General features: G+C 51.9%; 12 protein-coding genes. 4 read left to right on the forward strand and 8 right to left on the reverse strand.

Features of this window, described 5'->3' with window-relative positions; translation table 11 throughout:
• Window positions 1-6 precede the first annotated feature (6 nt).
• Entirely contained in the window at window positions 7-1,047 is a 1,041-nt protein-coding gene (adhP, locus tag ACRQ84_RS00665) for an alcohol dehydrogenase AdhP (protein WP_064740447.1), read from the forward strand.
• 33 nt (window positions 1,048-1,080) lie between these two features.
• Here adhP and ACRQ84_RS00670 read toward each other — a convergent pair whose 3' ends face one another.
• From ACRQ84_RS00670 to ACRQ84_RS00705, 8 genes are all read right to left on the reverse strand, one after another.
• Window positions 1,081-2,445: an MFS transporter gene (locus tag ACRQ84_RS00670; RefSeq protein ID WP_064740448.1), complete on the reverse strand. Its 1,365-nt coding sequence runs from the start codon at window positions 2,443-2,445 to the stop codon at window positions 1,081-1,083.
• Between the two features lie 130 nt (window positions 2,446-2,575).
• On the reverse strand, window positions 2,576-3,463 hold the full coding sequence (gene cyoE / locus ACRQ84_RS00675; protein WP_008103945.1) for a heme o synthase: 888 nt from the start codon (window positions 3,461-3,463) through the stop codon (window positions 2,576-2,578).
• An 11-nt stretch (window positions 3,464-3,474) separates the two neighbouring features.
• Complete coding sequence (locus ACRQ84_RS00680) at window positions 3,475-3,804, reverse strand: cytochrome o ubiquinol oxidase subunit IV (protein WP_007886986.1); 330 nt, start codon at window positions 3,802-3,804, stop codon at window positions 3,475-3,477.
• Entirely contained in the window at window positions 3,804-4,418 is a 615-nt protein-coding gene (locus ACRQ84_RS00685; protein ID WP_007886985.1) for a cytochrome o ubiquinol oxidase subunit III, read from the reverse strand. Before ACRQ84_RS00685 ends, ACRQ84_RS00680 begins: the two co-directional genes overlap by 1 nt.
• Entirely contained in the window at window positions 4,418-6,400 is a 1,983-nt protein-coding gene (gene cyoB / locus ACRQ84_RS00690) for a cytochrome o ubiquinol oxidase subunit I (protein ID WP_064740450.1), read from the reverse strand. The genes ACRQ84_RS00685 and cyoB overlap by 1 nt, the downstream gene beginning before the upstream one ends.
• A 4-nt stretch (window positions 6,401-6,404) precedes the next feature.
• The gene (gene cyoA / locus ACRQ84_RS00695; RefSeq protein ID WP_064740451.1) at window positions 6,405-7,331 is read right to left on the reverse strand and encodes a cytochrome o ubiquinol oxidase subunit II; all 927 of its coding nucleotides are present in this window, start codon (window positions 7,329-7,331) and stop codon (window positions 6,405-6,407) included.
• 435 nt (window positions 7,332-7,766) lie between these two features.
• Entirely contained in the window at window positions 7,767-9,254 is a 1,488-nt protein-coding gene (gene ampG, locus ACRQ84_RS00700; protein WP_483816917.1) for a muropeptide MFS transporter AmpG, read from the reverse strand.
• A 54-nt stretch (window positions 9,255-9,308) separates the two neighbouring features.
• A complete protein-coding gene (locus ACRQ84_RS00705) occupies window positions 9,309-9,887 on the reverse strand; it encodes a lipoprotein (RefSeq protein WP_007886975.1) in 579 nt (192 codons plus the stop codon).
• Window positions 9,888-10,151: 264 nt separating this feature from the next.
• Between ACRQ84_RS00705 and bolA the strand changes: the two genes are divergently transcribed.
• The 3 genes from bolA to clpP all read left to right on the forward strand — a co-directional run bounded on the left by bolA (window position 10,152) and on the right by clpP (window position 13,035).
• On the forward strand, window positions 10,152-10,469 hold the full coding sequence (bolA, locus tag ACRQ84_RS00710; RefSeq protein ID WP_483817959.1) for a transcriptional regulator BolA: 318 nt from the start codon (window positions 10,152-10,154) through the stop codon (window positions 10,467-10,469).
• Between the two features lie 302 nt (window positions 10,470-10,771).
• The gene (gene tig, locus ACRQ84_RS00715) at window positions 10,772-12,076 is read left to right on the forward strand and encodes a trigger factor (RefSeq protein WP_007886973.1); all 1,305 of its coding nucleotides are present in this window, start codon (window positions 10,772-10,774) and stop codon (window positions 12,074-12,076) included.
• Between the two features lie 335 nt (window positions 12,077-12,411).
• The gene (gene clpP, locus ACRQ84_RS00720; RefSeq protein ID WP_007886971.1) at window positions 12,412-13,035 is read left to right on the forward strand and encodes an ATP-dependent Clp endopeptidase proteolytic subunit ClpP; all 624 of its coding nucleotides are present in this window, start codon (window positions 12,412-12,414) and stop codon (window positions 13,033-13,035) included.
• Window positions 13,036-13,049: the final 14 nt, after the last annotated feature.

A 13,049-nucleotide genomic window follows, 5' to 3' on the forward strand; every position in this document is an offset into this window, starting at 1 on the left:
TGAAAGATGAATATGCAAATCAAAACCACCATGAAAGCCGCTGTCGTGAAAGCTTTTGGCGAGCCGCTGGTGATTGAGCAGGTGCCGGTACCGCAGGTCGGGCCGGGGCAGGTTTTGGTGAAGATTGCAGCAACCGGTGTGTGCCACACCGATTTGCACGCGGCTGAAGGTGACTGGCCAGTCAAACCCAATCCTCCGTTTATTCCCGGCCACGAAGGTGTAGGTCAGGTTGTGGCGTTGGGTGAAGGCGTCAAGCATCTGAAAATGGGCGATCGCGTCGGCGTGCCATGGCTTTATTCCGCCTGCGGCCACTGCGAACACTGTCTGGATAGTTGGGAAACACTGTGTCTGGCGCAGCAAAATGCCGGTTACTCGGTGAATGGCAGCTTCGCGGAATATTGCCTCGCCGATGCCAACTATGTCGGCATCATTCCGGATAACGTCGATTACAACGAAATTGCGCCAATCCTTTGTGCGGGCGTTACCGTGTACAAAGGATTAAAAATGACCGATACCAAACCCGGCGATTGGGTGGTGATTTCTGGCATCGGCGGTTTAGGGCATATGGCGGTGCAGTATGCGGTCGCCATGGGCCTGAACGTCGCGGCAGTGGATATCGATGATGAGAAGCTGGCGTTCGCGAAACGTTTGGGTGCCAGCGTGGTGGCGAATGCGAAAAATGTCGATCCGGCGAAAGTGTTTCAGGAGAGCTTCGGCGGAGCACATGGCGTGCTGGTCACGGCTGTTTCACCGAAAGCGTTTGAACAGGCGATTGGTACGCTGCGTCGTGGCGGCACCATGGTGCTGAACGGTTTGCCGCCGGGCAAATTCGATCTGTCGATCTTCAATATGGTGCTGGATGGCATTACGGTACGTGGTTCTATTGTCGGTACGCGCAAAGACCTGCAGGAAGCGCTGGATTTCGCCGGTCGTCACAAGGTGAAAGCCACCGTGGCGGTGGAGCCGCTCGCTAACATCAACGATATTTTTGCGCGTATGCACGCCGGTAAAATTGAAGGGCGCATCGTGGTGGATATGTCGCTGTAACAACAAGCCCGACGCAACGGTCGGGCTGATGCTTTAGCAGCTGGCGAGCAGCGCTTCGAGTTCGACGCGGCTCGTCACTTTACTGTCTATTTTGATGTAAGCGCTTTTCTCTTCCGGCACGATGAACACTGACGCCACGCCCGGCTGCGCTTTCAAACGCTTTTCAAGGTTCGGTACCGCCAAAACGGCATCGCTGAGCATGATGCGCAGGCTACTCACGTAAGGCGGTTCCTGCATCGACATCGCCACAAACAGCCATGCTGCCGCGACAATCGCACCAACCAGAAATACAGTTTGTGCATCGACGTGACCAAAGATCCAACCCCCCATACTGCCGCCAATCGCTACGCCAATGAACTGGCTGGTGGAGTAGATGCCCATCGCGGTGCCTTTATAGCCCGGCGGCGACTCTTTGCTGATCAGCGACGGCAGAATGGCTTCCATCAGGTTGAAGGCGAGGAAGAACAGCTGCACACCAATCACCAGCGTCCAGAAGTGGCCCGCTGCGCCCCATAAAACGATTTCTGCGATGATGATGATGGCCACACAGGCGACGAACACGCGCTTCATGCGGCGCTTCACTTCGGCGTAGATGATGAAAGGCACCACGGCAACAAAGGCCACCAGCATCGTCACCAGATAGACTTTCCAGTGTTCGGCTGCCGGTAAACCCGCTTGTTCAAACTGTCCCGGCAGCGCGACGAAGCTCGACATCAGCAGAATGTGTAGGCAAAGAATGCCGATATTCAGTTTTAACAGTTTTGGATTAGCCAGCACCGCGCGGATGCTGCCTTTTACCATGCCCGATTCACGATTCAATACATGGTTCGGCGCGTTCGGTACCACTAATAACGTAATCACAATGCCGAGCGTGGCGAGGATAGCGATCATCCAGAATAGCGCGTGCAAGCCCAAGGCATGAGTCACTATCGGGCCAACTACCATCGCAATGGCAAAGGTGACGCCAAAACTGATGCCGATAAACGCCATCGCTTTGGTGCGGTTCTGTTCACGGGTTAAATCTGACAGCAGCGCCATTACGGCAGCGGCAATCGCGCCTGAGCCTTGTAAGGCGCGGCCTAAAATAATGCCCCAAATGGAATCTGAAGTGGCCGCGATGATACTGCCGAAAACAAACAGCAGCAGTCCGCCGACGATCAGCGGCTTACGGCCAACGCGATCGGAAAGGAGCCCGAAGGGGATCTGGAAGAGGGCTTGTGCCAAACCATAGATACCGATGGCGAGACCAATCAATGTTTCACTGGCGCCCTGTAACGCCATGCCGTACGTGGTCAGTACCGGCAAGACCATAAACATCCCCAGCATGCGCAGGGAAAAAACCGTACCTAAACCCCATGTAGCGCGAAGCTCTACTGGCGTCATTTTATTGTCGTTCATGTTTACCTCAAAATTATGCTGCGCCCATTTTAGGCAGCAGGGCAGGGCGGGTAAAACATTTGTTCTTAAGCAGTGGTAACAAAAAGAAAGGGCGCGAAAATCGCGCCCTTTCTGGTTTTGCGGAGCTGAATTACCAGACGTAAGTCAGCAGGTCTTTCGATGCTGGCGTCATGAAATCAACCGACATCATCACGCTCAGGGCGGTTATCGCAACAATCGAGAACACAAACAGTTTACGCGCCCAAACTTTATCGTTTGAAGTTTTGTAACCTGAGAGTGCCATGCCGAGCCACCACACGCTAACGGCCGCAGCCACCACCAGATATTTGTAGCCCGCGTAACCGCCAAGGGTCAGCATCAGCGTGGCAATCATGAACGCCAGGATATACAGCGTAATATGATTTTTTGCCACCGAGATGCCTTTCACCACCGGCAGAACCGGAATGTTGGCCGCCTGGTAATCTTTAAAGCGGAAGATGGCAATCGCGTAGGAGTGCGGCATCTGCCAGAGGCTAAAGATTGCCAGTAAAATCAACGCGCCAGCATCAAACTGGTTGGTCACTGCACAGTAGCCAATTACCGGCGGCGCAGCGCCAGAAAGGCTACCAATCAGTGTGCCGTAGACTGAGTTACGCTTCATATAGAGGCTGTAAACGCCTACGTAGACCACGAAGCCCATCACCGCCAGCCACATGGCCAGCGGATTAGCGCCGAAATACAGCAACGCAAAGCCAGCAATACCCAATGCGGTTGCATAAACCAGGCTTACTTTCGCCGAGATCAGGCCTTTGACCAGAACACGGTTCCGCGTTCTCTCCATTTTGATGTCGATATCGCGGTCAATCACGTTGTTGAAAACACAACCTGATGCGACAACCAGCGATACGCCAACCAGCGAGGCGAGAAACAGGGTGTAATCAATGCTGCCTTTCGAAGCCAGCAGGAATCCACCGATCACAGAAATTAAATTGCCGAAAATAATTCCTGGTTTTGTTACTTGCAGGTATTGCTTAATCATTACGCGACTCTTTAGTGGGCCATCATGTTGTAGTTGAGGTTCCACATAATCCACAGTGAGCCCACTACAACAATCAAGATGATGAGTGCTGAGAAGACAATGGCCACCATGTTCCAGCCACCTTCTGATTTGCTGTCCAGGTGCAGGAAGTAGACCAGGTGAACCAGCACCTGAACTACCGCACACACCAGAACCACACCCAGAATAGTGCCGTGTGAAGCGCCGCCATCCATTACCATCCAGAACGGAATACCGGTCAGGATGATAGAGAGGACGAAGCCGATCATGTAAGACTTCACGCTACCGTGCGAAGCGCCATGTTCGTTAACAGAATGACTCATTACATGGCTCCCATCAGGTAGACAACGGTGAATACGCAGATCCATACCACATCCAGGAAGTGCCAGAACAAGCTGAGGCACATGATACGGGTGCGGTTGGTTGCAGTCAGACCACGTTTAGAAATCTGGAACATCATGACTGCCATCCAGATCAGACCAGAGGTCACGTGCAGACCGTGCGTGCCGACCAGCGTAAAGAACGCTGACAGGAAGCCGCTGCGGTCAGGACCGAAGCCTTCCTTGATCAGGTGATGGAATTCATAGATTTCCATCCCGATGAAGCCCGCACCGAACAGGAAGGTCAAGGCTAACCAGCTGATGACCGAGCCCTTGTTCTGGTTGTTCATCGCGATCACTGCCATACCATAGGTAATGGAGCTGAGCAGCAGCAGCGCGGTTTCGACCAGGACGAACGGCAGTTCGAAGATGTCTTTACCTGCCGGGCCACCGGCAGTGTTATTGACCATAACTGCATAGGTCGCAAACAGGGTTGCGAAGATAATGCAGTCACTCATCAGGTAGATCCAGAAGCCAAAGACTTTATTGGCTCCTGCATCGTGATGCCCATGCTCCGCATGGGCGTCGTGGTGGTGTTTTGCAGTTTCAGTTGACATTATTTCAGACCTGCTTTGCTGATTTCGTCAAAGTGCTTCTTCTCGATCTGCTCGACTTCGGCAACCGGTACGTAGTAATCCACGTCTTCGTCGAAGCTCTTCACAATCCAGGTCACGATAGTACCCACGAATGTGAGGCCAGCCAGCCACCAGATATGCCAGATCATAGCGAAACCGAACACAGTCATCAGGGCCGCGATAACAACAGCTGCGCCGCTGTTTTTCGGCATATGAATTTCTTCATATTTTTCTGGCTGCTTGTACGCTTCGCCTTTCTCTTTCATTTCCCAGAACGCATCGCGCTCGTGGATCTGAGGGATAACAGCAAAGTTATAGAACGGCGGCGGTGAAGAGGTTGCCCACTCCAGCGTACGTCCACCCCACGGGTCACCGGTCAGATCGCGGTTCTGGTCGCGGTCACGCACAGAAACGTAGAACTGGGTCAGCTGGCACAGAATACCGCACGCGATCAGCGCCGCACCGCCTGCTGCAACCACCAGCAGAGAGTGGAACTGTGGATCGATATCCTGACTGATACGACGCGTCATACCCATGAAGCCCAGCGCATACAGCGGCATGAATGCCACGAAGAAGCCGATGATCCAGAACCAGAACGCGCGAATACCCCATTTTTCATTCAGCGTGAAGCCAAATGCTTTCGGGAACCAGTAGGTCACGCCAGCCATACAACCGAACACCACACCACCGATAATCACGTTATGGAAGTGCGCGATCAGGAACAGGCTGTTGTGCAGAATGAAGTCTGCACCCGGAACCGCCAGCAGAACACCTGTCATACCACCAATAGAGAAGGTAACCAGGAAGCCGATGGTCCACAGCATCGCTGAGTGGAACTCAACGCGACCTTGATACATGGTGAACAGCCAGTTGAAGATTTTCACGCCGGTCGGGATAGCGATGATCATCGTCATAATACCGAAGAAGGCGTTTACGTTAGCGCCTGCACCCATGGTGAAGAAGTGGTGCAGCCAAACGATGAACGACAGTACGGTAATCGCGATGGTCGCCCACACCAGAGAGGTGTAACCGAACAGACGCTTTTTAGAGAAGGTCGCAGTGACTTCAGCGAAGACACCAAATACCGGCAGAACAAGGATGTACACTTCTGGGTGACCCCAGACCCAAATCAGGTTGACGTACATCATCATGTTACCGCCCATTTCATTGGTGAAGAAATGGAAGCCAAGGTAACGGTCAAGTGTCAACAGTGCCAGCGTAACGGTCAGTACCGGGAACGCAGCGATGATCAGGACGTTAGTACACAGTGATGCCCAGGTAAACACCGGCATTTTGAACAGGTCCATGCCCGGCGCACGCATCTTCAGAATGGTAACGAAGAAGTTGATACCGGTCAGCGTGGTACCGATACCGGACAGCTGGAGACTCCAGATCCAGTAATCGACCCCGACGCCAGGACTGTACTCCGCACCCGAAAGCGGCGGATAAGCCAACCAGCCGGTCTGTGCAAACTCGCCCACACCCAGAGAGATGTTCACCAGGATCACACCGATCGCGGTAAACCAGAAGCTCAGGTTGTTCAGGAACGGGAAGGCAACGTCACGTGCACCGATTTGCAGCGGTACCGCGATGTTCATCAGACCTACCACAAATGGCATCGCCACGAAGAAGATCATGATCACGCCGTGAGCCGTGAAGATCTGGTCGTAGTGGTGTGGCGGGAGTATGCCGGCTTCCCCAGCGGAAGCCATCACTTGTTGGGTACGCATCATTACCGCATCGGCAAAGCCGCGCAGCAACATGACGAAAGCCATGATGATGTACATGATACCCAGTTTTTTGTGGTCAATGGAGGTGAACCATTCTGACCACAGGTACTGCCACTTACCAAAATAGGTAATCGCAGCAACCAGTGCCAGACCACCTAAGATGATAGCGGCGACCGTAACCACGATAATGGGTTCGTGGTATGGCACTGCATCCAGTGTTAATTTTCCGAACATCGTATTATTCCTCGGCTCCCGCGGAAGCGGCGTGACTCATGTCCATGCCTTCATGTCCTGGCATGTCCATCTTCCCGTGGCTCATCTTGAACTTATCAATAACTTGCTTGAACAGTTCAGGATTCGTCGTAGAGAAATATTCCACCGGGTGATTTTCGCTTGGCGTAGCCAGTTTCTCGAAATCATCCATGGTGTTCAGCGCGTTAGGTGCCGCTTTAACTTTGGCAACCCACTGCTGGAATTCCGCATCGTCTTTCGTTGCAATGGCTTTGAACTTCATACCAGAGAAACCACGACCACTGAAGTTGGCAGAGATACCGTCAAATGTTCCTGGCTCGTTGGCGATCAGATGCAGTTTGGTCTGCATACCGGCCATCGCATAGATCTGGCTGCCGAGAGTAGGAATAAAGAAGGAGTTCATCACGGAGTTGGAAGTGATCTTGAAGTTCACCGGAGTATTTGCCGGGAAGGCAATCTGGTTAACGGTGGCAATACCCTGTTCCGGGTAAATGAACAGCCATTTCCAGTCCAGCGCGACTACATCGATCTCAACCGGTTTAACGTCAGAAACCAGCGGTTTGCTCGGCTCCAGCGCGTGGGTTGATTTCCAGGTCAAAACGCCGAGGAAGATAATGATCAGGATCGGAATGGTCCAGACCACGGCTTCCACTTTGTTCGAGTGTGACCAGTTAGGGCTATAAGTTGCGTTAGTATTGGTTGCCCGATATTTCCAGGCAAAGAATACTGCCATGAAGACTGCCGGGATAACTACGATCATCATCAAGCCGAAAGCTGTCAGAATCAACGAACGTTGCTCCAGTGCAATCTGTCCTTTGGGATTTAACAACGCACTATCACAGCCGCTGAGTAATACAGCGCCTGCAATTAATGACAAAATCCCCAAACTTTTATTGTATTTACTGAGTCTCATTTAACGACCTCAATGACAAAGGGCTCTATTGTCGTTTAAGTGTGCGCGCATTTTACGGGAAGGTTTATGCAGTGTAAACCAGCTTAAGGATGTGTCAGAAGGCTGTTGACACCTTTTGCTAGGGGTGTCACAGATGTTACGCAGGGTGACAAATTATTAACTGCGACAAGCAGTTGGCGTTAATATAACAAAAAACAATGGTAGAAACCGCAGAAAAATCAGGGAAAGTATAACCCGTACTCTTAATACTCATTTATTTAACATTTCTGCATCATTTCAGCGATGACTTTTATACAAAGTAATTGCGCACCGGATTTAAATATTCGCCATTAATTGTTAATTTAATGTTTCTAATTCGCTTTAAAAAAAATGCTATTGGTAAAATCAGTTACCGACATTGTTTAGCCAATTATTTCATCACCAAAATTGGATGACTTAACCCAGATTTTCTTGCGCCGCTTTTTTCAATGCCAAACTATCTAATATCACACCCAACGCGACGGCGATCAGCGCGAATGCCATACCGGCTTCAAAGATTGGCGTGAGCAGCGCATCGATCTGCAAAATTCCGCTGACATTGAGCGCCAACGCCAGCAGCCACAACGCCAGTAAGCCGCAGCCCATGCTGAACAGACGTACCGTCCAGCGATAGCCTTGTGGCCATAAGCTGCGTATCACAAACTCCCCGCTTTGCTGAATGCTGTGCAAGGTGCCACGACACAGCCACAACAACAGCAATCCCGGCACGCCGGCAAATACCGTGAAGGCATAGAAGGTCGGCCAGCCCCACATTTCAACTAGCCAACCGGCGGCGGGACCGACGTAAACGCGTCCCACGGCAGAAAGGGCCGACAGCAGCGCAAATTGGGTTGCCGAGAAGGATTTGTTGCACAGCGTCATCAACAGCGCGACAAATGCCGCGGTGCCCATGCCCCCACACAGGTTTTCAATAAATACCGCGCTCGCCATGCTCCACAAATGCGGCGGCGTCACCGCCAACAACCAGTAAGCAAAGTTCGACACCGCTTGCAGTACGCCGAAAATCATCAAGGCGCGGAACAAACTCAGCCGCTGCATGAGTACACCGCCATACAGTGCACCAATAATGGTGGCAAGCAGGCCAAGCGTTTTGTTCACCAGTCCGACGTCACCGGCGCTAAAACCGACGCCGCGAATCAGGAAGGTTGTCGTGAGCGAGGCAGCAAAGGCGTCGCCGAGCTTATAAAGGATAATTAACGTGATTAGCAGCCAGGCATTGTTGCGCTGGAAGAAATCTTTGAGTGGGAACGTCACGGCTTGTCGGAGCGAGTGTGGTTCGCGCGCTGGCGTAACCGGTTCTTTTGCGAGCAGCGTCGCAATCAGGCCCGGCACCATCAGCATCGCCATCAGCCAGTAAGTGGCTTGCCAGCCGAGATAGCGATCGGCTAACCACAGAGCCAACCCGCCTGAAATCAACATCGCCAGACGATAACCCAGCACGGTAATGGCCGCACCGCTGCCGCGTTCTTCCGGGGGCAGCACGTCCGTTTTCCAGGCATCAAACACGATATCCTGCGAAGCCGAACAGAAGGCAACCAGCACGGCTAGCGCGGCTAGCAGGGTTAAGTCGTGCGAAGGTTGCATAAAGCCCATGGCGATAATGCCGCCAATCAGCGTTAACTGTGTGACCAGCAGCCAGCCGCGACGCCGACCGAGAAACGGCGGCGTGTAGCGATCCATCATCGGCGACCACAAGAACTTAAACACGTATGCCTGGCCGACAAGGGAAAAGAAACCGATGGTTTTCAGATCAACATTCTCTACCGTCATCCACGCCTGTAATGTCCCGGCGGTTAACGCCAGCGGCAATCCAGAGGCAAAGCCCAGCAGCAGCAATACCGCTGCATTACGTTGGGTAAAAATACGCAGATAGTGAGATGTCATAGCCAACCTGAAATGAAGCCCGGCGAAGTTTAGCCGGGCAAATTACTGCGGAAATTAGCGGGCGTTCTGCTTGATGAAGTTGTGAACGCTGGTGTCTTGCGCCATATCAGCAATCACGTCACTCAGGGTTGAGTTAACCGCGTTAGTGATCTTCGCGTTAGTGGCAGTGAACGCGCCTTCTACGCTGTAAGTCTGACGATAATTTTTCACCTGTTTGTTGCCGTTTTTCGCGGTTGCAATGATGGAAATATCGGCCTTAGTGGTAATGCTGTAGCGCACGTTGCCTTGTGTCACATCAGCATACAGACCATTAACGACAATCTGCAGATCAACGGCACCGCTTGGGCCAATCATATAGCCGCGTGACGTCATCTGCTTCTCTAACACTTCCTGCAGCAGGAAGCGCAGATCGCGTGATGGTGTCAGCGTGATTAACTGCCCATCGCGGTTCACTTTCGCCAGCGCCTGATCGGAACGTTGATCGGCACCATTAACGCTGATGGTGACGCCCATCAGGCTTGGATCTTGCTGCGGTAACTGGATCTTCGGTTGAATATCCAATGTGGTGTTGTTGCTGGCACAGCCGGCCAAAATAAAAGCAGCCAGCAGAGGGAATAACAGTTTTTTCAACATACTCATTCTCGTTAGCATATAGGTTGGTTTGCAAAACTGCGGCCATCATAGCATTGCGACGCGGCGAAAAAAGCCCCGGGCCAATGGAAATTGATTGTAAAGGCTTTTTTCGCACAGGGTGAAGTGCTGTGTCATTGACCTATGAGATAAGCAGGTTAGTATGCGCAGCGCCGGGGGATTTATTTGCGGCTAATCTGCGGAAGCGGTGTAAAACCTACTAATATTTAAACAGATGGGCACAGCGCTCGCCGGAAAGGAGTGTTAATCATGATTCGCGAACAAATAGAAGAAAAGTTGCGTAATGCTTTCGAGCCTGCACTTCTTGAAGTGCATGATGAGAGCTATCGTCATAACGTGCCCGCCGGTTCTGAAAGTCACTTTAAAGTAGTGATTGTAAGCGATCGATTTACCGGTCAGCGCTTTCTGCAACGTCATCGCGCTATTTATGGCGAACTGGCAATTGAATTAGCGGGCAGCGTACATGCGCTGGCACTGCATACCTACACGCAAAAAGAGTGGGATGGATTACAGGATACGGTTCTGGCTTCACCGAATTGTCGCGGAGCCGGCACCCTCGCCTGATTTTCTTTCTTCACCCTTCTCAAAAAACGGCCTGCGGGCCGTTTTCTTTTCATTTATTACACTCAAACGCGATCTACGGCGCAAAAAAGCAGCAAAACCGCTAAAAAGTGGTGAGTTTGCAGCCTCGACTCATTCCAGCGATGCCGCTATAATGCGGCGTCTATTTTTCCGGAATGTCTTCGGGACGCTTCTGGTGACAGGGATTAGGTTCTGCCTGCAGAGGCCGTCCCGGTTGTTGGATACGGCGCATTTATGTGTGGTGTCTGAAGTTGACCGAGCACGTGATTTTTTGAGGTAACAAGATGACAGTTTCAGTAGAAACCACTCAGGGTCTGGGCCGTCGCATTTCGATTACTGTTGCAGCTGACAGCATCGAAAGCGCAGTGAAGAAAGAACTGGTGGAAGTGGCTAAGAAAGTCCGTATCGACGGTTTCCGTAAAGGCAAAGTGCCGGCACACATCATTTCTCAGCGCTACGGTGCTTCTGTTCGCCAGGACGTGCTGGGCGAGCTGATGACGCGCAACTTCGTTGACGCCATCATCAAAGAGAAAATCAATCCGGCTGGCGCACCTAACTATGTGCCGGGCGAATATAAAGAAGGTGAAGACTTCACCTACGCGGTTGAGTTCGAAGTGTATCCAGAAGTTGAGCTGAAAGGCCTGGACGCCATCGAAGTCGAGAAGCCAGTCGTAGAAGTGACTGACGCTGACGTTGATACCATGCTGGAAACCCTGCAGAAGCAGCAGGCGACCTGGAAAGAGAGCGATGCCGCAGCGACAGCTGAAGATCGCGCGACCATCGATTTCAGCGGTTCTGTTGACGGCGAAGAGTTCGAAGGCGGCAAAGCCTCTGACTTCGTGCTGGCTATGGGCCAGGGTCGTATGATTCCAGGCTTCGAAGAAGGCGTTGTTGGCCATAAAGCCGGCGAAACCTTCACTATCGACGTGAAATTCCCAGACGATTACCACGCAGAAAACCTGAAAGGGAAAGACGCGAAGTTTGAAATCGTGCTGAAAAAAGTTGAAACCCGTGAGCTGCCAGAACTGACTGAAGAGTTCATCAAGCGCTTTGGCGTGGAAGATGGTTCAATCGCCGGTCTGCGTGCTGAAGTACGTAAGAACATGGATCGCGAGCTGAAAGGCGCGATCCGTAATCGCGTGAAGACTCAGGCAATCGACGGTCTGGTTAACGCCAACGACATCGACGTTCCGGTTGCGCTGATCGACAGCGAAATCGACGTTCTGCGTCGTCAGGCTGCACAGCGTTTTGGTGGCAACGAGAAGCAAGCGCTGGAACTGCCACGTGAACTGTTCGAAGAGCAGGCTAAACGTCGCGTTGTTGTGGGTCTGCTGTTGGGCGAAGTGATTCGTATCAACGAACTGCAGGCTGACGAAGATCGCGTTAAAACGCTGATCGAAGAGATGGCTTCTGCGTACGAAGATCCGCAGGAAGTGATCGAGTTCTACAGCAAGAACAGCGAGCTGATGAACAACATGCGTAACGTGGCTCTGGAAGAGCAAGCGGTTGAAGCGGTACTGGCGAAAGCGAAAGTGACCGATAAAGCCACTAACTTCCAGGAACTGATGAACCAGACCTCAGCGGCCTGATTTATTCGTTAACCGTTAGTGCTAAGCCCGTGACTGAAAAGTCGCGGGCTTTTTCGTTTCTGGCGCTAAGTACACAGATTTGTCCTCTATTTGCTTAATTAATCGGCAAATTATCGGCTAAGCTCTTTTTCCGTGTTAGCGAATGGGCAAAAGGTTGTTATGCTTGAAACAACTGGGCAGCATCCCCAGATACAGGGAGAATGCATGAAAACAGTGAGACTGACTGATTAACCGAGTAGTTATCTCGGTTTGAGACCGTGGCTCGTAGTGTTCCTGCCGCGGCTTACGTAAAATCGGTACAGAATGTTGCCAATGAAATTTATCAGGAGACGGTAATGTCATACAGTGGCGATCGTGAATTTACTGCACCGCACATGGCGCTGGTGCCAATGGTGGTCGAACAAACCTCGCGCGGCGAGCGTTCTTACGACATCTACTCTCGCCTGCTCAAAGAGCGTGTGATCTTCCTGACGGGTCAGGTTGAAGATCATATGGCTAACCTGATCGTGGCGCAGATGCTGTTTCTGGAAGCTGAGAATCCTGAAAAAGACATTTACCTTTACATTAACTCGCCAGGCGGCGTGATTACTGCAGGGATGTCAATTTACGACACAATGAAATTTATCAAGCCCGACGTGAGTACCATCTGTATGGGTCAGGCTTGTTCTATGGGTGCGTTCCTGCTGACTGCGGGCACCAAAGGCAAACGTTTCTGCCTGCCTAATTCACGTGTGATGATTCATCAGCCGTTGGGCGGATATCAGGGCCAGGCGACAGATATTGAAATCCATGCGCGCGAAATTCTGAAAGTGAAGCAGCGCATGAATGAGTTGATGGCTGAGCACACCGGCAAATCGCTGGAAGAGATCGAACGTGACACCGAGCGCGATCGTTTCCTCTCTGCGGGTGAAGCGGTAGAGTATGGTTTAGTCGACTCAATCCTGACGCATCGCCAATAAGACACATCTGTTTG

This window comes from Pantoea sp. E2023-21 (genome assembly GCF_051302795.1).
Taxonomy (GTDB): domain Bacteria; phylum Pseudomonadota; class Gammaproteobacteria; order Enterobacterales; family Enterobacteriaceae; genus Pantoea; species Pantoea ludwigii_A.

Excerpts from the sequence above, each read along its gene's own strand:
- ampG (WP_483816917.1), bottom strand. The coding sequence starts at position 9,254 with ATGACATCTCACTATCTGCGTATTTTTACCCAACGTAATGCAGCGGTA.
- cyoB (WP_064740450.1), bottom strand. The coding sequence starts at position 6,400 with ATGTTCGGAAAATTAACACTGGATGCAGTGCCATACCACGAACCCATT.
- ACRQ84_RS00680 (WP_007886986.1), bottom strand. The coding sequence starts at position 3,804 with ATGAGTCATTCTGTTAACGAACATGGCGCTTCGCACGGTAGCGTGAAG.
- cyoE (WP_008103945.1), bottom strand. The coding sequence starts at position 3,463 with ATGATTAAGCAATACCTGCAAGTAACAAAACCAGGAATTATTTTCGGC.
- ACRQ84_RS00685 (WP_007886985.1), bottom strand. The coding sequence starts at position 4,418 with ATGTCAACTGAAACTGCAAAACACCACCACGACGCCCATGCGGAGCAT.
- adhP (WP_064740447.1), top strand. The coding sequence starts at position 7 with ATGAATATGCAAATCAAAACCACCATGAAAGCCGCTGTCGTGAAAGCT.
- clpP (WP_007886971.1), top strand. The coding sequence starts at position 12,412 with ATGTCATACAGTGGCGATCGTGAATTTACTGCACCGCACATGGCGCTG.
- ACRQ84_RS00705 (WP_007886975.1), bottom strand. The coding sequence starts at position 9,887 with ATGTTGAAAAAACTGTTATTCCCTCTGCTGGCTGCTTTTATTTTGGCC.
- tig (WP_007886973.1), top strand. The coding sequence starts at position 10,772 with ATGACAGTTTCAGTAGAAACCACTCAGGGTCTGGGCCGTCGCATTTCG.
- cyoA (WP_064740451.1), bottom strand. The coding sequence starts at position 7,331 with ATGAGACTCAGTAAATACAATAAAAGTTTGGGGATTTTGTCATTAATT.
- ACRQ84_RS00670 (WP_064740448.1), bottom strand. The coding sequence starts at position 2,445 with ATGAACGACAATAAAATGACGCCAGTAGAGCTTCGCGCTACATGGGGT.